Source organism: Phenylobacterium sp., assembly GCF_036677185.1.
GTDB lineage: Bacteria > Pseudomonadota > Alphaproteobacteria > Caulobacterales > Caulobacteraceae > Phenylobacterium.
This window is the reverse complement of record NZ_JAKFEN010000012.1, coordinates 338,919-357,459: the sequence shown is the minus strand read 5'-3', so window position 1 is coordinate 357,459 and position 18,541 is coordinate 338,919. Positions and strand designations below refer to the sequence as shown.

The following is an 18,541-nucleotide window of genomic DNA, read 5'->3' as shown; positions in this document are numbered from 1 at the left end:
CCCATCCGACCCGTACCATCGACAACCGACACGCAGCGCCGAGCCTGTTTGAGGAGCTACAATCGTGACCACCACCCCCAGCGCGCCCAACCAACAGGCTGACAGCGGATCGGAGAAGGGACCTGCCCTGTCAGGGCTCGAAGCGCTCAGGCGCAACCTCGCGAAGGGCGGGCCGCGGTCGCCGATCAGCGAGCTCATGGACTTCCACTCCGTCGAGTTCGACGACGGCAAGGCTCAGATGCAAGGCAATCCGGGGCATAAGCACTACAACCCCATCGGCATTGTCCACGGCGGCTTTGCCGCAACGCTGCTGGACGCGGCGATGTGGTCGGCGGTCCACACGACCCTGCCCGCCGGAATGGCGTCAACGACCCTCGAGCTGAAGATCAACTATCTGCGGCCCATGACCGTCGACACCGGTCCGGTGCTCTGCGAGGGCAAGGTGATTAGCCGCGGGAAACGCACCGCCCTGGCGGAAGCCAGCATACGCGACCGGGCCGGAAAGCTGTACGCACACGGCACGTCCACGCTGCTGCTCATGGGAGCGCCGGGCGAAGGCTAAACGCCGACAAGGGCTTGGATTCCGCGGGGCCGCGCCGATAGTCGATTGGCGCGGAGTTCGACCTACACCCACACCGCGTTCTGCGCCGAGCCCATCATCTGCCGCAGCCTGCCCAGGCCGAGTTCGACGTTCTCCAGGGGCGGCCCATAGGAGAACCGAAGCCAGTCGGCATAGGGCGACGGACCTTGCCGGCGACGGCCCGGATTGACGTCGAAGAACGCCCCCGGGACCACCATGACCTTGCGCTCCAGCGCCGCGCGGAAGAACGCCTCCGCGTCGTTGTAGGGGGCCGGCAGATCGGCGATCGAGCCCCACAGGTAGAATGTGCCCCCGCCGCGCCCGGGAAACCGCACTCCCAGCGCCTCCAGCTCTCTCCGCATCAGGGCGCGCTTCGCGGCGAAGGCGCGGCGGACGGCCTGCGTCTCCTGGTCGGCCCTTGCGGATTCCAGAACTGTCAGGGCCGCACGCTGCAGCGGCTGCGGCGGGCCTCCGTCGATGGCGCTGGCTGCCCGCCCGATGATCTCGATCAGCTCCGACGGGCCGACGATCCAACCGACCCGCCAGCCGGGGTAGCGAAAATTCTTGGTCAGGCCGTCCAGGAGGAGAACCGGGTCCTTTTCCACGTCTTCGATGCAGGATGCGGCGGAGACGGATTGCTCCTCGAGGTCGTACACATAGTGGGAATAGAACTCGTCGAAGATCATCAGGCAGTCGCGTCGACGCCCGATGTCGACGTAAGCCGCAAGGTCTTCTCCTGAGATCACCTCGCCCGTCGGATTGCACGGATTGGAAAGCAGGAACGCGCACAGCTGATGGGCTTCGACCTCGCGCTCGAGGCGCTCTGGCGAAATCCGGAAGCCTTCCGCCTCGGTCATGCCGCAATGCACCGGCCGGAAGCGATGCTGGTGGTACTCCAGAAGATCTTCGTAGGCGGTGTAGTCGGGCGTCTGGTAGCCAATGGCGATCTCGCCGAGGGCGGCGAAGACGCGACTCAGGGCCAGCCTGCCGCCCGCGACGATCGCCACATTGTCCGGCGTGTACTGCGACGCCTTTCCTTTCCGATACAGGCGGTTGTAGCGGGCGGCGACGGCTTCGCGGAGGTCGTCGCCGCCGTTGATCGGACCATAGGCGTGGTCGCTCGCGGCCATGACGAGTTCGGATATCCGCGGTGGAGCACCCGCCAGAGGCCCGACCTCGGGCTGACCCTGACCGAGGTTGCACCAGTCGGGGTGACCGTTGCGGAAGCCCAGCTTGGCCGCTTCCGCGACAACATGGATGACGCCCATATAGGGAACCGTCCGCATGAAGCTCATTCCAATACCCTTCGGCCTTCGCGCCGATCCATCGCGACGCGCACGGTGAGGCGTCGGGCACAGGCGCCCGGCGCGGGACAACAGGAAAAAAGACGCCGCCGGCCAGGACCGGCGGCGGTAGGGAGGAGGAGTCCCGGAAATCAGCGCTTGAAGCGGAGTCGAATGCCGAACGTCCGCGGGTGATTGAGAATCTCGTACCGCTGGTTGTTCGACGGCGGCGGCAGGACGCTCGTGTACATGTCCTGGATCACGTCCTCGTCGAAGATGTTGTCGCCGAAGAGGGTCACTTCCCAGGTATCGTCCGGATGGCGCCAACCGACCTGGGCGTCGACGATCGTGAAGCTCGGCCGGCGGAAGACCGAGTCGTTTGCCTCGGTCAGATAGCTCGAACTGCGATGGGTCGCTTCGAGGCGACCGAACAGGCCATTGTCCAGTTCGTAGCGGGCCGCCGCGAACAGGTTCCAGCGGCTCACGCCGGGAAGTTCGTTGCCGTTGAAGGTCAGTCCGCCGCCGACGTCATAGTCTTCGAACTCGGTGTCCAGGAAACCGACGCCGGCATTGAGCTCCAGGTTGCGGATGGGGCGCGACGTGACATCCGCCTCGAAGCCGCGGATCCGGGCCGAGCCGGCGTTGACGATCTGGGTCCCGAGGAAGCCGCCCAGGAAGCGGCTGATCTGGAGATCCTGATACTCGGTGTCGAAGACCGCGACTTCGATGCTGGTCGTCCGGTCGAAGAACACCCCCTTTGCCCCCGCCTCGAAGGTGGTCAGCGTTTCAGGACCAAAGGGGATCGGCGCCGTGGTGACGAGATCAGGGTTGAAGCCGCCGCTCTTGTAGCCGCGCGAGGCCTTGGCGTAGACGCGGAAGTCGTCGCGGATCGCGTAGGTGATCCCGACGGTTGGCGACCAGTTGTCGTCCGACAGGCTGTCGGAGACGGTCAGGTTGGGGTAGCCGAAGAGCGTACCGCCGCCCTGCTGGAAGCGAAGGTCCTTGTCTTCCTTCGTGTACCGGATGCCGACGAACGCGCCGAGCTTCTCGGTGATGTCCACATCGACCTGGCCGAACGCCGCGTAGGACTCGGTCTCGACCTTCGAGCCGTTGGCGATGTTCAGGCTGGGAATGAGGCCCGGGGGCAGGCCGAGAACGACCGAGAAATCCGGCCCAGTGGTAAAGGCCCGGTCAGAGTCCGCCGTCTGGTGGAAGTAGAAGAGGCCCGCGACGAAGCCGACGCGGTTGCCGGCCGGCGACGACAGACGAAGCTCCTGGCTGAAGGTCTCGTTGCTGTCGTGGAAGTCGGTCTGAACGGCGTCGAGCGTCGTGCCGTCCGAGTCGTTGCCGAACTCGTAGTCCTGGGCCCGCAACGCGGTGATCGACGTCAGGTCCAGGTCGCCGATCGGATGGTTGACGGTGAAGGACACACCCTCCCGGTCGATGTTCTCGCGACCGTCGAAGTCATAGTCGCCGTCGCGGCGATCCCGGCCCGGGATTGAACCGAAGCCGGTCACCAGACCGCCGATCCAGGGATTGTTGCGGCTGCGATAGACATCCCCCGACAGGATGAGTTCCGTCTCACCCGCCAGCCCCCGCAGCGTCGCTCGGGCGCCGCGATAGTCGAGGTTGTCGAGCGTCGACCCGGTCGCGCGATTGGTGAAGGGGCCGTCCTGCTTGGCGCCGAAGGCCGCGACCTTGAAGAAGAGTGAGTCTCCGACCAGGGGTCCGGCGACATAGGCGCTCACCCGGCGCAGGTCTCGATCGCCGGCCTCGCCGAGCACCATCGCCTTGAACTCCGGACCCGGCTTAAGCGTGGTGATGTTGACCGCGCCGGCCGGGGAGTTCTTCCCGAAAAGCGTACCCTGCGGCCCACGCAGCACCTCGACCGACGAGATGTCGAGAAGGTCCTGCTGGTTGCCCTGAGAACGGCCCTGATAGACGCCATCGACGTAGACCGCCGAGCTCGCTTCGAAGCCGATATTGCGCGTGAAGGAGCGGATGCCGCGGATCTGCAGCACGGAATCCGCGTCGATTGTCACGTTCGGCACGAGGCCGTTGAGTTCAGTGAGTGTGTGGATCCCGGCTTTCTCGACCGCCTCGGCCGAGAACACCGTCAGGGAGACGGGGACTTCGATCTGACGCTCTTCGCGCCGCTGCGCGGTGACGATGATCGTATCGACAGTCTGGGCCTCGTTGCTGGCGGGAGCGCCGGGCTGGGCCAGCGCCGGGCTGACGAGCGCGGAGGCGCAGCACAGCGCCAAAGCAAACGTGCGGGCATGCCGACGGCGTGCATGGGCCGACATGGCTTGAACTCGATGCATGGTGTTTCCCCCAGAAGGCTTGTTGGACCCACCAGCCTCGCCGGTCGGCGATTTCGGGGCCTGATCCTCAAACGACGAGAGTGACAGATCTGAGAACACTGCCCTTCGTCGCTTCCCAATCAACCCGGAGCCAGCGTTTTGGAGAGGTCTGGGCCACCCACGGTCCGGAAGGGAGGCTACGTTGCTGAACCAGGCCCTTGTTAGAAACGCACAGATCCATCCGGCCCGCCTGGCTGTGGTGGCGCCGGGACGCCACCGGACCTGGAGCGTCCTGCGCGACGACGTCGCCCGGTTGGCATTTCAGCTGAACCAGCGCGGCGTTGGGCGTGGCGACAGGGTCGCGCTGCTGGCCGCCAACAGCGACCGCTATCTCGAAGTCTCGATGGCTGTGAGCTGGGCCGGCGCGGTCCTGACGCCGCTCAACACCCGATGGTCGCAGGCCGAACTGGTCTACGCCCTGAGCGACTGCAAGGCGTCCCTGCTCATCGTCGACGAGAGCTTCGCCTCCCAGGGCCTTGAGGCGGCCGCCGTCGCCGCAATTCCCGTCGCCCAGGCGCCTGTCGCATACGCAGTTGTCGACATCGACAACCTGTTCGCCGGGCGTTCAACGGACGAAGCGCCACTGGTCCGACTGGCCCCTACCGATATGGCGGGCGTCTACTACACGGGCGGGACGACCGGCGCGCCAAAGGGAGTGATGGTGAGCCCGCAGGGCCTCTGGGCCAGCGGGATCGCCTTCATGGCCGAAGCGGGCATCTCCGCCCGCGCCCGCTATCTGCACGTCGCTCCAATGTTTCACTTGGCGGATGTGGCTCTCAGTCTCGCGGGGACGATCGCGGGCGCCACGCACTATTTCCTTCCCACCTTCGAGCCGGCCGCCACGCTCAAGGCGGTCGCTGAACACCGCATTACTCACCTGCTTCTCGTTCCGACGATGCTCCGCATGGTCCTGGCCCATCCCGACTGCGGAGACGCGGACCTGACGTCCTTGGAATGCCTGGCCTACGGAGCCTCGCCGATCGACGAGACGACCCTGCTGGACGCCATATACCGGCTCCCCGAATGCGGGTTCATCCAGGGCTACGGGCAGAGCGAACTGTCGCCGCTCATCAGCGTCCTGCCGCCGGAGCGTCACACCCTTGAAGGCCCGGCCGCCGGAAAACTCAGGTCGGCGGGTCGCGCGAGCCTTTGCGTCGAGCTGGAAGTCGTGCGGTCTGACGACACGCCCGCCCCATCCATGGAAGTTGGCGAGGTCCGGGTTCGTGGCCCGGGCGCGATGCTCGGATACTGGAACAAGCCGGAGGAGACGGCCGCAACCCTGCGAGACGGCTGGGTCTACACAGGCGACGCGGGCTATCTGGATGGGGACGGCTTCCTGTTCCTGGTCGATCGCCTGAAGGACATGATCGTGTCAGGCGGCGAGAACGTCTACTCGGCGGAAGTCGAGAATGTCCTGGCGGCCCACCCTGCCGTGGGGCAGGTCGCTGTCATCGGCGTTCCCGACGAGCGGTGGGGCGAGCGAGTTCACGCGATCATCATTCTCCGACCGGATCGAAGCGTCGAACCTCAGGAACTCATCGACTGGTGCCGAGGCCGGATCGCGAACTACAAGGCGCCCCGGTCGGTTTCCTTGCGGGAGGAACCCTTCCCGCTGAGCGCGGCCGGAAAGGTCCTGAAGCGCGCCTTGCGCGCGCCCTTCTGGCCCGACAACGGCCGGTTGGTCAGCTAGCGGTCAGGCGGCAAGCTCGGACGCCATGCGGCTACAGTGCCGCTGCGCCCGCAGCACGTACTTGCGGATCATGCTTTCAGTGAGGCTTAATTCGGCGGCGATGGCGGCGTAGTCGGCGGCCCAGACCCGATGCTGCACAAAGGCGTATCGGCACTTGGGCGGCAGGTCATCGAGCCACGTCAACGTACGCTGGAGTTCGAAGCGAGCCGCGCAGGTCGCCTCCGGCGAAGGCTGGTCTGCGGCAAGGTCTTCGCCTGCGGGAAGGTCGGCCAGGTGTGTGTCGCCGCGCCGGGTGCGCTGGCGCAGGATGTCGATCGCGATGTTGCCCGCGATGGTGAAGACCATCGCCGCGGTCAGGCGCTCTGGTCGACCTTCGTCGTCGCGTAGCAGACGGACGAACGTCTCGTTGGCGACATCCTTGGCGTCCTCGGCGTTCGACAGGCGGCCCGACAGGAACCTCAGGAGGGTGGGATAGGTCTCGCGATACAAACTGTCGATGCGCTGGTGAGCGACGTGATCGGCGAGGCCGGGCGGGGGCGACATGCACATCACCTGCCCTCCTAGGCCGCCGCTCGCGGCCGCCAGCCGCCCGATCCGGATAGGGCGTCGCAATGCAGCTGAGGCTCGACGTTTCCCCCCGAAAGGACGACAGCCGCACAGCGCCCACGCAGCTCGATAGCGCCACTCAGCAGCGCCGCGAGACCGACCGCGCCGCCCGGCTCCAGGACGAGCTTCAGCGCTCGAGCGGCGAAGCTCATCGCCGCGACGGTGTCGGCATCGTCCACAGCGAGGCCGCCGGCCGCGACCCTCGAGATGACCTCGAAGGTCGCCTGCCCCGGTCGGCGAGCTCTGAGAGCGTCACAGATCGAGGTCGCCGAAGTGGCGTTCTCTTCGCGGCGACCCGACCGCAACGAGCGTTGCATGTCGTTGAGCGCCGCAGGCTCGACGCTGAGCACCCGCACACCGGGTGCAAAGGCCTCGACGGCCAGACAGCAGCCTGCCGTCAGGCCCCCACCGCCGCAGGGCGAAAGCAGGAGGTCCGGCACGACGCGCATCGCCTTGGCCTGCGCGAGCAACTCGACGCCCACTGTCGCCTGGCCGAGGACAATGTTGGGATCGTCGTAGGAGTGAACGTAATGCTGGCCGCGAAGCTCGGCCTGCCCCTGGGCGAAGCTATCCCAGTCGTCGCGGGGACCGTCGAAGAACACCACCTCGGCGCCGAAGGCGCGGACCTTGTCGACCTTCACCTTCGGCGCGCCGACAGGCATCACCAGGGTCGCGGGTATGCCCAGGTGGCGAGCCGCGAAGGCCAAACCCTGAGCGTGATTGCCCGACGACATGCCCAGCACGCCGGCGCGCCGGAGCGGCTTGGGTAGTCGGGAGAGGGCGTACCAGGCTCCACGGAGCTTGAAGGACCCGGTCACCTGGAGGCATTCCGCCTTCAACAGGACACGGCCGCCGACCCGGGCGTTCAGCTCGTCGCACTCCAGGAGCGGGGTGCGACGCGCCAGTTGCGACACGACGCGCGAGACGCTTCTGGCATGCCCCTTCAGGACGCAAGGTGACAGGATCGCGGTCATTGGAGCGCCCCCGCTGCCAACAGCCGCGCATAGAGGTCCGGGTCCGTCGCGCCTTCGGTGATCACCAGAAGGACGCGGCTCTCATCCGTCAGACCCAGCGCCTGCCGAGTCGACGCGTCTTGCGCCAGGGCCAGGAGCGCACCGACGCCGGCGGCGCCTGTCTCTCCGGCGGTAAGCCGGTGGCCGAGGCTTCCGTCAGCAAGCGCCACCATGGCCTGCAGGGCGAACTCGTCCGGCATCGCGAGGGCGTAGTCCAACCCACGCCGGAGAACCTGCCAGGCGATGTAGGAAACCTCGCCGCAGGCCAGACCGCCCATGATCGTTTCGTGTTCGCCGCCGACGATGGCCAACTCGCCTTCCCGGACGGTCTCTAGGAGACAGGCGGCGTTGACCGGCTCAACGGCGATGATCTTGGGTCGTTCAAACCCCAGGCGCGCCCACAGGTAGCCGGCGGCCACCGCGGCCAGGGCGCCGCAACCGACCTGGACGAAGACGTGCGAGGGCGCGCGCTCAAGCTGATCGAGTGCTTCTTCGAACAGCAGGCTGTAGCCCGCCATCACCTGCCGCGGGACGGCCTGATACGCCGGGCTGGAGGTGTCGGCGATGACGGTGCGGCCCAGTCGCTGGGCATCCTCGGCGGCCAAGCGAACAGCATCGTCGTAGTTCCCGTCGACCCAGACGACCTGAGCGCCATAGGCCTCGATCGCCTCGGCTCGCCGGCTTGAAACCGACCGGGGAAGGTAGACCACACAACCACAGCCGAAGCGGCGGGCGCCCCAGGCGACGGAGCGTCCATGGTTGCCGTCCGAGGCGCAGGTCGCGACCACGGCCTGCGTGAGGTCGCTGTAGAGGCCGTTCTCGAGGTCGTCGGCTGAAACGTGGGCGACGCCTGCCCCCTGCTCCACATAGGATCTCAGGTGCTGGCAGATGGCATAGGCGCCCCCAAGCGCCTTGAAGCTCCCCAGATCCGTTCTCGCCCCCTCGTCCTTGACGGCGACTTGCCGAACGCCGAGCCGGTCGGCCAGCACGGGCAGCTCCACCAGCGGGGTCACGGCGTAGTCCCGCCAGCCCTTGAGCTCGGCGCGGGCGATCTCCGCGGTAGAGGGATCAAAGCCGACGCGCTCCGCCTCGCCATAGGACCCGGCGTCCGCGGACGGGTTGGCGATCAAAGTGCACCCCTGGAAATCTGCGACGCTCATTTTGTCTCCGAGAAAAACTACTTTTTCTTTTTGGAAAAACCTCGATGAAGCTATGGTGACGACGCCAGCCTGTCCAGATTATTTTTCGTTTAGGAAAAACCCTCGCTTGTGCCGGGGCGCGCGGCTCTCTAGGCTTGCGTTTCCGGTAGGCAGCGAGGAGCCGCAGCAGCATGGCGCGACCCAGGACACGCGAAGCACGCGCGGAACTCCCGTCTGACCAGCGGCGCCTGAGCAACAAGCTTCGCAGCTATCGCGAGACCAACAACCTCACGCTTGAGCAGGTTGCTCGCATGACCGGCGTGTCCGTCGGAACGCTCTCAAAGCTCGAGAACGACCGCATCGCGTTGAGGTTCGAGACCTTGGCCAAGCTCTTCAACGCGCTCGACGTGAGCATGGCGGGACTCGATACGGACTGCCCGCGGCCGTTCACTGACGGCGCCCATACGGTCAACCGGCTGAACAGCGAGGACGTCGTTGAGACGGCCCAGTATCAGTACAACATCCTCTCGGGCGAACTGTCCCATAAGGCGATCTTCCCGGTCAGGATCGTCGTGAAGGCTCGCTCGCTCGACGATTTCGAGGAGTGGAATCAGCACCATGGCGAGGAGTTCATCTACGTCCTTTCGGGGACGGTGAAATTCTACATGGAGAAGCGGGAACCCATCATCCTGCGGCGCGGAGAGAGCGTCCATTTCGACAGTAGCATCCGGCACGCGCTCGCCTCGCACAGCAAGGATGACGCCGTAGTCCTATCGTTGAGCCATGGCGTCGCGCCAGTCGGGAACGACAACTGATCCGTCCTGTCCCAAGCTGAACGCAGCCATCGTTGTCTGTATGAAGGCAGCTGCAACAGCCCCGCCCGAAGGAGCTTGAGCCTTGGCGATGGGAAGAGTGATCAGAGGATTGGCGTCCGTCGCCATCACCCTCTTCCTTCTCTTGCTGCTGACGTTTGTCGTCACACGGATGTTGCCGGGCGATCCGGTCGTCGCCGTTGTCGGCGAGACCGCCGACCCGGCCGTCTACGCGCGCGTGCGGGCCGAAATGGGCCTCGACCAGCCCCTGCCCGTCCAACTCGTCCGGTATGTCGCCGGCTTCGCGCGCGGCACGCTCGGGGTCTCCACCGTAACCGGAAATCCGGTCGAGCTCGATCTCTTGCGGGTCTTCCCGGCAACCTTTGAACTCGCCACGCTGGCGATGGTGCTGTCAGTCCTCGTGGGCCTTCCCCTGGGCGTCCTCGCGGCGCTCCGGCAGAATACCGTGCTGGACTATCTGGTGCGCCTGGCGGGCTTGATCGGGTTCTCGACGCCCATCTTCTGGCTCGGTCTCATGGGTGTCAGCCTGCTGTACGGCGAATGGGGACTGCTGCCAGGGCCTGGCCGTGTTGATCCAGCGCTGATCCTGAAGACGCCGGAGATCACCGGGTTTCTCACGCTCGATGCAGCCCTCAGCGGGGACTGGACCACAGCGGCTTCCGCCGTTCACCACATGCTGATGCCAGCACTGACGCTCACGGTCCTCGGCGCCGCGTTCCTGTCCCGCATGACCCGGGCCTTTCTCCTCGAGCAGCTGGAGCAGGAGTATGTGACCGCCGCGCGGGCAAAGGGCGTCTCAGGCTGGCGCCTCGTCGTGCGGCACCCGTTCCGCAACACCCTTGTCCAACTCGTGACCGTCATCGCCCTTGGCTACGCCGGACTGCTCGAGGGATCGGTCCTCATCGAGGTGGTCTTCGCCTGGCCGGGCCTTGGCCTCTATCTCGCGAACGCCGTGCTCTCGGGGGATGTCAACGCCGTGGTGGGAGGCGTTCTGCTCGTCGGCGTGATCTTCATCGTCCTCAACCAACTCGCGGACTGGATTGGCGAACGCATAGACCCGAGGCTGGCCGCATGACGACGACAGCTGAAACCGGCGGCCTGACCTTGCGCCTCCGCGCCGACCTGCTCGCGGGGATCGTCATCCTGGCGGCGATCAGCGCCGCCGCGTTGGCCGCGCCCTGGATCGCCCCGCACGATCCGCTGGCCCAAGATCTCTCCGTCAATTTCGCCGAGCCTTCCGCGACCTACTGGCTGGGTTCCGACGAGTTCGGGCGAGACATCCTCAGCAGGTTGATCTGGGGCGCGCGGTCGACACTCCTGATGTCGGCGCTGGTGGTGGCGATCGCGGCGCCGGCCGGGCTGCTTATCGGCATGGCCGCGGGCTACTTCGGCGGATGGGTCGATATCGTCCTGTCTCGCGTCACCGACCTCTTCCTGTCCTTTCCAAGTCTGATCCTCGCCCTGGCCTTCTCGGCGGCGCTGGGCCCCGGCCTGGAGAAAGCCGTCCTGGCCGTGGCGCTCACCAGTTGGCCAGGCCTTGCGCGGATCGCGCGCGCCGACTCCCGGGTCATCCGGTCCAGCGAGTACGTCCTGGCCGAGCGCATGCTCGGCGCCTCGCCAACGCGCATTGTCTTTACCTGCATCCTCCCGATGGTCCTGCCCGCGGTCCTGGTCCGCACCGCGATGGGGATGGCGGCGATCATCCTGACGTCGGCCGGCCTCGGATTTCTCGGACTCGGCGCCCAGCCGCCCGAGCCCGAATGGGGCGCGATGCTCTCGACAGGTCGACGGTACATGCTCGAATACCCCTGGCTGGTCGCAGCGCCCGGCGCCGCCATCCTGCTGATCTGCATCGCATTCAATCTGATCGGCGACGCCGTGCGCGACATGCTCGATCCCAGGACCAGCCGCCAATGACGGCCCCGGCACCAGTGGTGGATCTGCGCGGACTTGAGGTCTTCGCCGGCGCGGACAAGCGTCTCCTCCGCGCCGTCGACCTCGTCGTGCAACCGGGAAGCCGTCTGGGTGTGCTCGGGGCCTCGGGTAGCGGCAAGTCCACGCTGTGTCGGGCTCTGTGCGGGTTTTATCCGAGGCCCGGCAGCTGGCGCGCGGAGAAATTTCGCATCCTGGGTCACGACATGGAGCCATCCCACGCGGCGGCATGGCGACAGCTGCGGGGCAAGGGCATCGGCCTGATCATGCAGGACGCCCGACACGCCCTGAACCCGCTGATGCCGGTCGGCGACCAGATCGGCGAAGCGATCTGGCCTGCGCTCGGCCGCCGCTCGGCCGCGATGAGAGCCAAGGTGCTGGAGATGCTCGCGGCCGTCGAAATCGAAGATCCCGAGGGCGTCTACAAACTGTTCCCGCACCAGGTTTCGGGCGGGATGGGCCAACGCGTCATGATCGCCATGGCCCTGCTGCAGGAACCTGCGCTCATCCTAGCCGACGAGCCGACGTCCGCGCTCGATGCCCCCGTAAAGCGGCAAGTGCTCGAGATTCTCGATCGCCTCGTACGCTCTCGCGGGTGCACCCTCGTGTTCGTCAGTCACGAGGTCAACCTTCTCTCCCGCTTCTGCGATGAGATCGTCGTGATGGACCAGGGCGAAATCATCGATCGCGGGACGACCGCCGCTGTCCTGCAAAGCGATATCGGCCAGACGCGCCGATTGATCGCCGCGACTCCTCGCCTGGAGGCCCCGTGATACAAGCCAAGTCCGCGATCGAGGTGCGTGACCTTGCATTGGAGCTGCCGGCCGGCGGCGGAGCGAAGCAGGTTCTCAAGGGCCTTTCCTTTACGGTCGGCGCAGGCGAGGTGTTCGGACTCGCCGGCATGTCCGGCTCGGGAAAGTCCAGCGTCCTGAGATGCATCTCCGGGCTGGAAGGGCGCTGGAGCGGCTCGGTTTCGCTCTGTGGGCAACCGGTGGCTCCGGGGCGCCTCGGAGCTGACCCGAGCCTCGTCCAGATGGTTTTTCAGGACCCATACGGTTCGCTCCATCCTCGCAAGACACTCGAAGGCAGTCTTGCTCAGGCGCTACGAGCAAGCTCTTCGGCGGCGGCAGCGCTCGATGGCATCCTGGAGGCGGTGGAGCTTCCGCGCGCATTGCTCAAGCGATATCCGCACCAGGTTTCGGGCGGACAGAGACAGCGTTTCGCGATCGCCCGCGCCCTTCTCGTGCGCCCGCGTGTCCTGCTGCTCGACGAGCCGACATCGGCGCTCGACGTACTCGTTCAAGCCGAGATCCTGGGGCTACTTCAGCGCCTGAGCAGCGAACTCGCGACGACGATGGTGTTCGTCAGCCACGACCTAGCGGTGCTCTCCCAGGTCTGTTCGAGGATCGGGATGATGTTCGACGGCGCGCTGGCCGAAGTTCTGAGCGACGACGACCTGCGCCGCGGCGGGGCCGTCGACCCTCGCTCGCGCAGCTTTATCGAAGCCGCTCGAGCCCTCGGCTAACGCGCCTCAGCCCCAGGTGATCCCGTGCGCTTCGAAGGGCGCCGCATCCAACGGCCAGATCGGTCGTTGCACCTTCGTCAGAGGCAGGCGTGCATAGTCGGAGTCCATATAGCCAGGGCCGCGGCAGTAGACGATCTCGCGCGCGATCGGCGCAAACTTCGCATGGAAATGCTGAGCCGACTTGACGATCAGAACCCGCTGGCTCGCCGGATCGATGGCCAGCTCCGTGAAGCAGTCCGGGCTGAAGGTCTGCTGCCGCACGGTGCAGAGAACGATGGTCACGCCGCTATCGGTCTCAACGGCCGCGCAGGGGCCCAGCGAGTCCCGCTGCTGCGAAAACGTCTCTTGCTGAGCATCCGGGTTGAGAGCCCGAACGACCACATCCAGGTCGAGCGGATCGCCTGACAGGGGCCCCAGCTTTCCACCAATGCGCATGGCCAGCCGGGCGCCGAGCCCGGCGCGGAAAGCGATCTTCACCGCTTCCGGGTCCCAGAGCGGGGCGACGGCCACGCCGGTCATGCCACGCTTGAACACCTCGTCGAGCACGAACGTGGAGTCGCCCGGCGCGCCGCCTCCGGGGTTGTCCGAGGTGTCGGCCAGCACGACGGGACCTCCGCCCTGGGCGACGAGTGCCTCAACGCGATCCAGGGCTTCGTGGATGTCGGGGTGGCTGGCGTCGACGGCTTCACGCATGGCGAAGAAGCGGCGTCCGAGCCCCTCGGCCGTCTGCCGGCCGCCGACGTCCTCCCCGTCCATGACCAGGATGACGCCCGCGCCCGTGTAGGCCTGGTCGGAAAAGGGAAACCCGTGAGCCAGGTTGGCCGCCAGGACCTTGTCCTTGCCCTCCAGCGCTGTCAGCTCGTCGACGAAGCTCCGAAGGGGTTCGCGGGTGGTGTGGTAGAAGCCCAGCATCGGCACGGGCTGGAACACGGTGACTGGGCGGATCTCGCCCCGAACAGCCCCCTCGGCCATTTCGACGAGTTCGGCGGACCGCTCCGGCCAGTCAATGTGAGGATACTCCTTGCAGGGCACCAGCGCATTTGCGGCGCTCACCATGGCCGGCGTGACGTTGCAATGCAGATCGAGGAGGACGCCCACGAAAGTCTCCGGGCCGACCAGCTCCCGCACGCGAACGAGTAGATCGCCCTCGCAGTCATCGTAGCCCTCCGCCATCTGCGCTCCGTGCAGGAACAGCAGGACGGCGTCGACCGGGGCGGCCGCCGCCAGGCCAGCCAGGATCGCGTCCCGCAGCCCTTCGTAGGTGGATCGTACGGTGGGGCCGCTAGGCGTCGCCGCCGCCCACACGCCGCGGACGACCTCATGCCCCCGCGCTTCGCTCAGGCTCGCGAGAGGGGCGATGTCCTCGAACTGCTTGAGCCGTTCGGCGCCTTCGCCGGTGTCCGGCCGGAAGACGAGCATGTCCCGATAGCTTTCGAGATCCGTCGGCAGGGGGGAGAAGGAATTGGACTCATGCGCGAGTACGGCCACATACATTTTCATCGACGAGATCCCCTGACGGCGTCTTTCTTCAACGAACTCCGCGCCCGATCTGCGAATTACCATCCGTTGTCCCTGGCCCACCGATCAACCACCTGATCGCCGCGAACCAGCGCGTAGCCCTGGAAGGCGGCGGCCGTAATGCAGGCATGATTGGGAACCACACGCACCAAGGCTCCGACAGGCAACCGCTCGTAGACACCTTCGTCCGCGACCTCCGCGATCCCATGTTCTTGATTGAGGTTGGAAAGCGTCAGTCCCTCGATCGGCAGCAAGGTCTTGGGATCGCAGATCTCCCCGTAGCTCGGCACACCGGAGGGCGTCAGACCTCGGTCCTTGGACAACGCCAGGATCCCCGCGTCGATGAGCAGGCGACCGGCGGCTCGATTGTGGCCGACGACGCGCGACAGCACCGTCAGCGCGAGGTCCGACCGCTGGCAAACGCCGAGCTTCAGCTGATCCAGGTCGTTGAAAATGTAGACGCCGGTCCGGGCCTCGGTCGCCCCGAGGCGTTCGTCGAGGGCGTCGATGCTGGGCGTCGATCCGATCGATACGATATCGACCGGGAGTCCGGACAACCGCAATCTGTCCGCGGCGTGTGCGGCCATTGCGGCCTCGGCGCGAGCGATCCGCCGGCGGTCCTCGAGATCGGCCGCCCCGTAGGCATGCCCCGCGTGGGTCATGACGCCGGACAGACGGAGCGAGGGGCATGCCGCGATCAGGGTCGCGATCTCGAGAAGCTCGGCTGAGTCGGGAGAAACCCCAGCTCGGCCCGCACCGACGTCCAGCTCAACCAGGACCCTGAACACCAGGTTCTCGGCGCTCGCGAAGGCGGCCAGGGCGACGACCACCGCCGCGGAGTCGACCACCAGCGTCAGGTCGGCTCCGGCGCGAACGAGGCGGCTGAGCCGCTCAAATCGCGCCGGCACGACACCCACCGCGTAAAGGATGTCGCTGACGCCGCGGGTCAGAAACCATTCCGCTTCCCGCAACGTCGAGACAGCGATGCGGCGCGGCCCCTCCCCGAGCATGCGCTCGACTACTTCGATGCACTTGGCCGTCTTCACATGCGGCCGAAAATCCAGACCCAACGTCCTGACGTGGTCCCGCATCCGTTGTGCGTTGCGCTCCATCGCATCCAGATCGAGCAGGAGTTCGGGCGTCGAAAGCGCCTCCAGCAGAAGGACGTTCACGCCGCGAGCCGCCGTAGCACCGAGGTCAGGACTTCCGCCCCCTGCACAAGCTCTCTGGCGTCGGTGTGCTCGCGGGGATTGTGGCTTATGCCCCCGGCGCTCGGCACGAAGATCATGCCCGCAGGGCAAACCCGCGCCAGGATCTGCGCGTCGTGCCCCGCACCGCTCGGGAGGTCGTAGGTTGAAAGGCCCAGGTGGTGGGCTTCCTCTCGCACAAGGTCGACAACCGCCGGGTCGAAGACGACCGGATCCAGGTCTACGAGCGTGCGGATTTCGAGGCCCAGCCCCGATGCCTCTGCAATGGAGAGAGCCAGATCGGCGACTTCGGCCGCAGCACACCTCAGGAGGTCGCCGTCGGTGTTGCGCAGATCCACCGTCATGGTCGCGCGCCGAGCAACGACATTGACCAGGTTGGGCTCTAGAACCACACGGCCGACCGTTGCGAGCTGGTCTCCACCAACGCGCTTGGCCAGGTTCGCCACCCCGGCCGCCAGGGCGAAGGCGGCTGCGCCGGCATCCCGCCGCATCGCCATTGGCGTGGTCCCGGCGTGGCGGGCTTCACCAATGAACTCGACCTCCAGCCAGTGAATGCCCTGAACTCCGAGGACGACGCCGATGGGCGACTGGACGGCTTCAAGGATCGGCCCCTGCTCGATATGCAGCTCGACGAAGGCCTTCAAGGTGTCGATCGAGAAGCGCTCGCACCCCGCATAGCCTGCCCGTTCCAGTTCGGCGCCAAGCAAGGGACCGTCGATGGCGCGGGTGACCAGGGCATCCTCCACAGAGAGTTGGTCGGCGAAGACCAAGCTCCCAAGCATGTCCGGCGAAAAGCGGGCCCCCTCCTCGTTCGTGAAGAAGGCGACGCCAAGCGACCGGGTCGGGCGGAAGCCGGCTTCCCGCAGGCTTTCGATCGCTTCAAGGCCAGCGAGGACGCCCAGGTTACCGTCATACAGGCCGCCGCAGGCGACGGTGTCGATGTGGGACCCTGTGAGGACCAGGCCATCCCCGCCTTCGGCATCCCAGACACCGACCACGTTGCCGATCAGGTCGATACAGACACGTAGTCCGAGTTCCCTCATCCAACCGGAGACGAGATCCCTCCCCTCCCGGTCCGCGTCCGTGAGGGCGAGCCGACATACGCCTCCATCGCCCGTGGCGCCCACCTCGCCCAGAGCCTGAAGGCGCCGGAGCAGGCGGTCCCCATCGATCAGACAGGCTCGATCAGCTCCCGCAGTCAACGGTTGCGCCTTCTCGAGCAGGGCTGAAGGGCATGTTCCGGGCGCGATCAGTACTGACAACCAGACCGGCGGCCTTGCCATCGGCGCCGAGCTTGAAGCTCAGGGTCGCGACCGATGCGGCCATCGGGAGGGTGGCCAGGAACGTGTTCTCCGCGGTCGGCGTCAGCGGCAGCTCGGAGAACCGCGCGCTCGACAGTTCGAGCGATGCCCCCCGGCGATCGACGACATACATCGTCTGCAGATCACAGCTGAAGTACCGTCCCTGGAACCGCGTCAGATCGCCGGTGAGCGCCGCTGCTTCGATCCGGTCGGCTCGGATGATCTGTCCATTCATCTCCGAGGTCAGAACCCTGGCCGGCTCGCCATCGATCCTGTCCATTCGCATCGTCGCGTTCAGCGCGGGCACCGCGAAGCGGTCGCCAGACGGCACGATCTCGAACTCGCCGGGAACCCCGATGATGGCCGTCTTAAGCTTGGAGCCTTCCCGCCAGACACGGAGCGTTACCCCGGTATCGGCCCGGAACAGACCTTCTGCCGACTGCGCCGCCCGAGGGTCGATGGCGGGCCCTGCGGGCGCCGCGAACGTCGGCAGGGACTGGCCCATGCCGGCCGCCCGGGTCACGGTTTGGGTGCGGAAGAAATCCAGCGCCCCATTGCTGAGGGTCGCCGCCGCCCGGCGCTCCTCCGGGAGAATGAACACCCGCGCCGAATAGCCCGAGGAGAGGCCACCGTGGTCCCAGACCAGCCGGCCGTCGGACCGGGAAACCTCCAGGCCGTAGGCGTAGACGGATCCGGTTACGGGCGGCGTGACCGCCGCGAGGCGACGAGCGAGCGCGCCTGCCGGTCCACGGCGCTCGATGAGGGCCTTGCACCAGATGATCAGGTCGTCGGCCGTCGTGTGGAGGTTCGAGGGACCGCCAAAGCCGTGCAGCGCCTCGGCGAGCTGAAGGCCTCCCGGGCCCGGTTCATAGCCGACGGCGCGACCGGGAAGGATCGCGGCATGGTCCTCGAGGATCTGGGTGTTCTTCATCCCCAAGGGAAGGAAGATGTTCTTCCGGGTCCAGCTCGAGAAGCTCTCGCCGGTGATGGCCGCGACCACCTCGCCCAGCAGGAAGTAGCCGGTGTTGCCATAGATGAAGTCGCCGCCGGGATCGGTGTTGAGACCGCGCTGGCGCTTGATCGCCTCCATGACACGATCACGCGTTTCAGGGTCGGAGTTCTCCAAACCCTGCAGCGCGAAGATCGCATCGATGCTGCGCAGACCGCTGCGATGGTCCAGCAGGTGCCGGATCGTGATCTTGGTCCCGTAGTCGGGCATCCAGGGCAGGTACTTGCGGACGTCGTCATCTAGCGACAGGCGGCCCTGGTCGACGAGGAGGATGATCGCCGCGCCGGTGAACTGCTTCGTGACAGACGCCGCATGGATCGGCGTGTCGGTCCGGAACGGCGCGCCGACCTCGACGTCTGCGAGGCCGGCAGCGGCCGACCGAACCTTGCCGTCCGGGCCGAAAGAGGCGACCGCCAGGCCGGGGCCGTCAGGCGTCGCGTACTGCGCGACCGGCAGCTTTGGTTGGGGAGCCGCCGCCGAGATCGCGGGAGAGCCGGCGACCAGCGCGGTCGTGACGAGAAGGATGATTGCAAGCTTCAAG

At 66.5% G+C, this 18,541-nt stretch carries 16 protein-coding genes; 7 read left to right on the top strand and 9 right to left on the bottom strand.

What is annotated here, in order from left to right:
- Positions 1–64 precede the first annotated feature (64 nt).
- Positions 65–562, top strand: coding sequence for a PaaI family thioesterase (locus V6M51_RS03205; RefSeq protein ID WP_332764573.1), 498 nt, complete (start codon positions 65–67; stop codon positions 560–562).
- A 62-nt stretch (positions 563–624) separates the two neighbouring features.
- On the opposite strand, the gene V6M51_RS03200 is transcribed toward V6M51_RS03205, so the two are convergent.
- Both V6M51_RS03200 and V6M51_RS03195 read right to left on the bottom strand, forming a co-directional pair.
- Positions 625–1,875 (bottom strand): pyridoxal phosphate-dependent aminotransferase, encoded by a 1,251-nt coding sequence (locus V6M51_RS03200; protein ID WP_332764571.1) that lies wholly within the window; start codon positions 1,873–1,875, stop codon positions 625–627.
- A gap of 140 nt (positions 1,876–2,015) precedes the next feature.
- Complete coding sequence (locus tag V6M51_RS03195; protein WP_332764569.1) at positions 2,016–4,187, bottom strand: TonB-dependent receptor; 2,172 nt, start codon at positions 4,185–4,187, stop codon at positions 2,016–2,018.
- A gap of 181 nt (positions 4,188–4,368) precedes the next feature.
- Between V6M51_RS03195 and V6M51_RS03190 the strand changes: the two genes are divergently transcribed.
- Positions 4,369–5,916, top strand: a complete 1,548-nt coding sequence (locus tag V6M51_RS03190; RefSeq protein ID WP_332764567.1) for a class I adenylate-forming enzyme family protein — start codon at positions 4,369–4,371, stop codon at positions 5,914–5,916.
- A gap of 3 nt (positions 5,917–5,919) precedes the next feature.
- Here V6M51_RS03190 and V6M51_RS03185 read toward each other — a convergent pair whose 3' ends face one another.
- From V6M51_RS03185 to V6M51_RS03175, 3 genes are read right to left on the bottom strand one after another with little or no spacing between them, the layout of a single operon-like run.
- Positions 5,920–6,465, bottom strand: coding sequence for an RNA polymerase sigma factor (locus V6M51_RS03185; protein ID WP_332764566.1), 546 nt, complete (start codon positions 6,463–6,465; stop codon positions 5,920–5,922).
- A gap of 11 nt (positions 6,466–6,476) precedes the next feature.
- On the bottom strand, positions 6,477–7,496 hold the full coding sequence (locus V6M51_RS03180) for a threonine ammonia-lyase (protein WP_332764565.1): 1,020 nt from the start codon (positions 7,494–7,496) through the stop codon (positions 6,477–6,479).
- A complete protein-coding gene (locus tag V6M51_RS03175) occupies positions 7,493–8,665 on the bottom strand; it encodes a diaminopropionate ammonia-lyase (protein WP_332764563.1) in 1,173 nt (390 codons plus the stop codon). Before V6M51_RS03175 ends, V6M51_RS03180 begins: the two co-directional genes overlap by 4 nt.
- A gap of 200 nt (positions 8,666–8,865) precedes the next feature.
- On the opposite strand from V6M51_RS03175, the gene V6M51_RS03170 reads away from it, so the two are divergent.
- From V6M51_RS03170 to V6M51_RS03150, 5 genes are all read left to right on the top strand, one after another.
- Positions 8,866–9,489 carry a helix-turn-helix domain-containing protein gene (locus V6M51_RS03170; RefSeq protein WP_332764562.1) on the top strand — a complete coding sequence of 208 codons (624 nt, stop codon included), beginning with the start codon at positions 8,866–8,868 and terminating at the stop codon, positions 9,487–9,489.
- A gap of 88 nt (positions 9,490–9,577) precedes the next feature.
- The gene (locus V6M51_RS03165; protein ID WP_332764718.1) at positions 9,578–10,582 is read left to right on the top strand and encodes an ABC transporter permease; all 1,005 of its coding nucleotides are present in this window, start codon (positions 9,578–9,580) and stop codon (positions 10,580–10,582) included.
- The gene (locus V6M51_RS03160) at positions 10,579–11,424 is read left to right on the top strand and encodes an ABC transporter permease (RefSeq protein ID WP_332764561.1); all 846 of its coding nucleotides are present in this window, start codon (positions 10,579–10,581) and stop codon (positions 11,422–11,424) included. Before V6M51_RS03165 ends, V6M51_RS03160 begins: the two co-directional genes overlap by 4 nt.
- On the top strand, positions 11,421–12,212 hold the full coding sequence (locus tag V6M51_RS03155) for an ABC transporter ATP-binding protein (RefSeq protein ID WP_332764560.1): 792 nt from the start codon (positions 11,421–11,423) through the stop codon (positions 12,210–12,212). The genes V6M51_RS03160 and V6M51_RS03155 overlap by 4 nt, the downstream gene beginning before the upstream one ends.
- Positions 12,209–12,964, top strand: coding sequence for an ABC transporter ATP-binding protein (locus V6M51_RS03150; protein WP_332764558.1), 756 nt, complete (start codon positions 12,209–12,211; stop codon positions 12,962–12,964). Before V6M51_RS03155 ends, V6M51_RS03150 begins: the two co-directional genes overlap by 4 nt.
- Before the next feature lie 6 nt (positions 12,965–12,970).
- Here the strand turns inward: V6M51_RS03150 and V6M51_RS03145 are convergent, their stop codons facing one another.
- The 4 genes from V6M51_RS03145 to V6M51_RS03130 all read right to left on the bottom strand — a co-directional run bounded on the left by V6M51_RS03145 (position 12,971) and on the right by V6M51_RS03130 (position 18,540).
- Positions 12,971–14,458, bottom strand: a complete 1,488-nt coding sequence (locus V6M51_RS03145; RefSeq protein WP_332764556.1) for a M81 family metallopeptidase — start codon at positions 14,456–14,458, stop codon at positions 12,971–12,973.
- A 62-nt stretch (positions 14,459–14,520) separates the two neighbouring features.
- Entirely contained in the window at positions 14,521–15,654 is a 1,134-nt protein-coding gene (locus tag V6M51_RS03140) for an alanine racemase (protein WP_332764554.1), read from the bottom strand.
- Positions 15,651–16,973 (bottom strand): Zn-dependent hydrolase, encoded by a 1,323-nt coding sequence (locus tag V6M51_RS03135; protein WP_332764552.1) that lies wholly within the window; start codon positions 16,971–16,973, stop codon positions 15,651–15,653. The genes V6M51_RS03140 and V6M51_RS03135 overlap by 4 nt, the downstream gene beginning before the upstream one ends.
- Positions 16,876–18,540, bottom strand: a complete 1,665-nt coding sequence (locus V6M51_RS03130; protein ID WP_332764551.1) for a serine hydrolase domain-containing protein — start codon at positions 18,538–18,540, stop codon at positions 16,876–16,878. Before V6M51_RS03130 ends, V6M51_RS03135 begins: the two co-directional genes overlap by 98 nt.
- Position 18,541: the final 1 nt, after the last annotated feature.

What these genes read in the sequence shown, in the direction of transcription:
- V6M51_RS03200 (WP_332764571.1), bottom strand. Translation starts at nt 1,875, where the DNA reads ATGAGCTTCATGCGGACGGTTCCCTATATGGGCGTCATCCATGTTGTC.
- V6M51_RS03195 (WP_332764569.1), bottom strand. Translation starts at nt 4,187, where the DNA reads ATGCATCGAGTTCAAGCCATGTCGGCCCATGCACGCCGTCGGCATGCC.
- V6M51_RS03185 (WP_332764566.1), bottom strand. Translation starts at nt 6,465, where the DNA reads ATGTGCATGTCGCCCCCGCCCGGCCTCGCCGATCACGTCGCTCACCAG.
- V6M51_RS03180 (WP_332764565.1), bottom strand. Translation starts at nt 7,496, where the DNA reads ATGACCGCGATCCTGTCACCTTGCGTCCTGAAGGGGCATGCCAGAAGC.
- V6M51_RS03170 (WP_332764562.1), top strand. Translation starts at nt 8,866, where the DNA reads ATGGCGCGACCCAGGACACGCGAAGCACGCGCGGAACTCCCGTCTGAC.
- V6M51_RS03165 (WP_332764718.1), top strand. Translation starts at nt 9,578, where the DNA reads ATGGGAAGAGTGATCAGAGGATTGGCGTCCGTCGCCATCACCCTCTTC.
- V6M51_RS03160 (WP_332764561.1), top strand. Translation starts at nt 10,579, where the DNA reads ATGACGACGACAGCTGAAACCGGCGGCCTGACCTTGCGCCTCCGCGCC.
- V6M51_RS03155 (WP_332764560.1), top strand. Translation starts at nt 11,421, where the DNA reads ATGACGGCCCCGGCACCAGTGGTGGATCTGCGCGGACTTGAGGTCTTC.
- V6M51_RS03145 (WP_332764556.1), bottom strand. Translation starts at nt 14,458, where the DNA reads ATGTATGTGGCCGTACTCGCGCATGAGTCCAATTCCTTCTCCCCCCTG.
- V6M51_RS03135 (WP_332764552.1), bottom strand. Translation starts at nt 16,973, where the DNA reads ATGGCAAGGCCGCCGGTCTGGTTGTCAGTACTGATCGCGCCCGGAACA.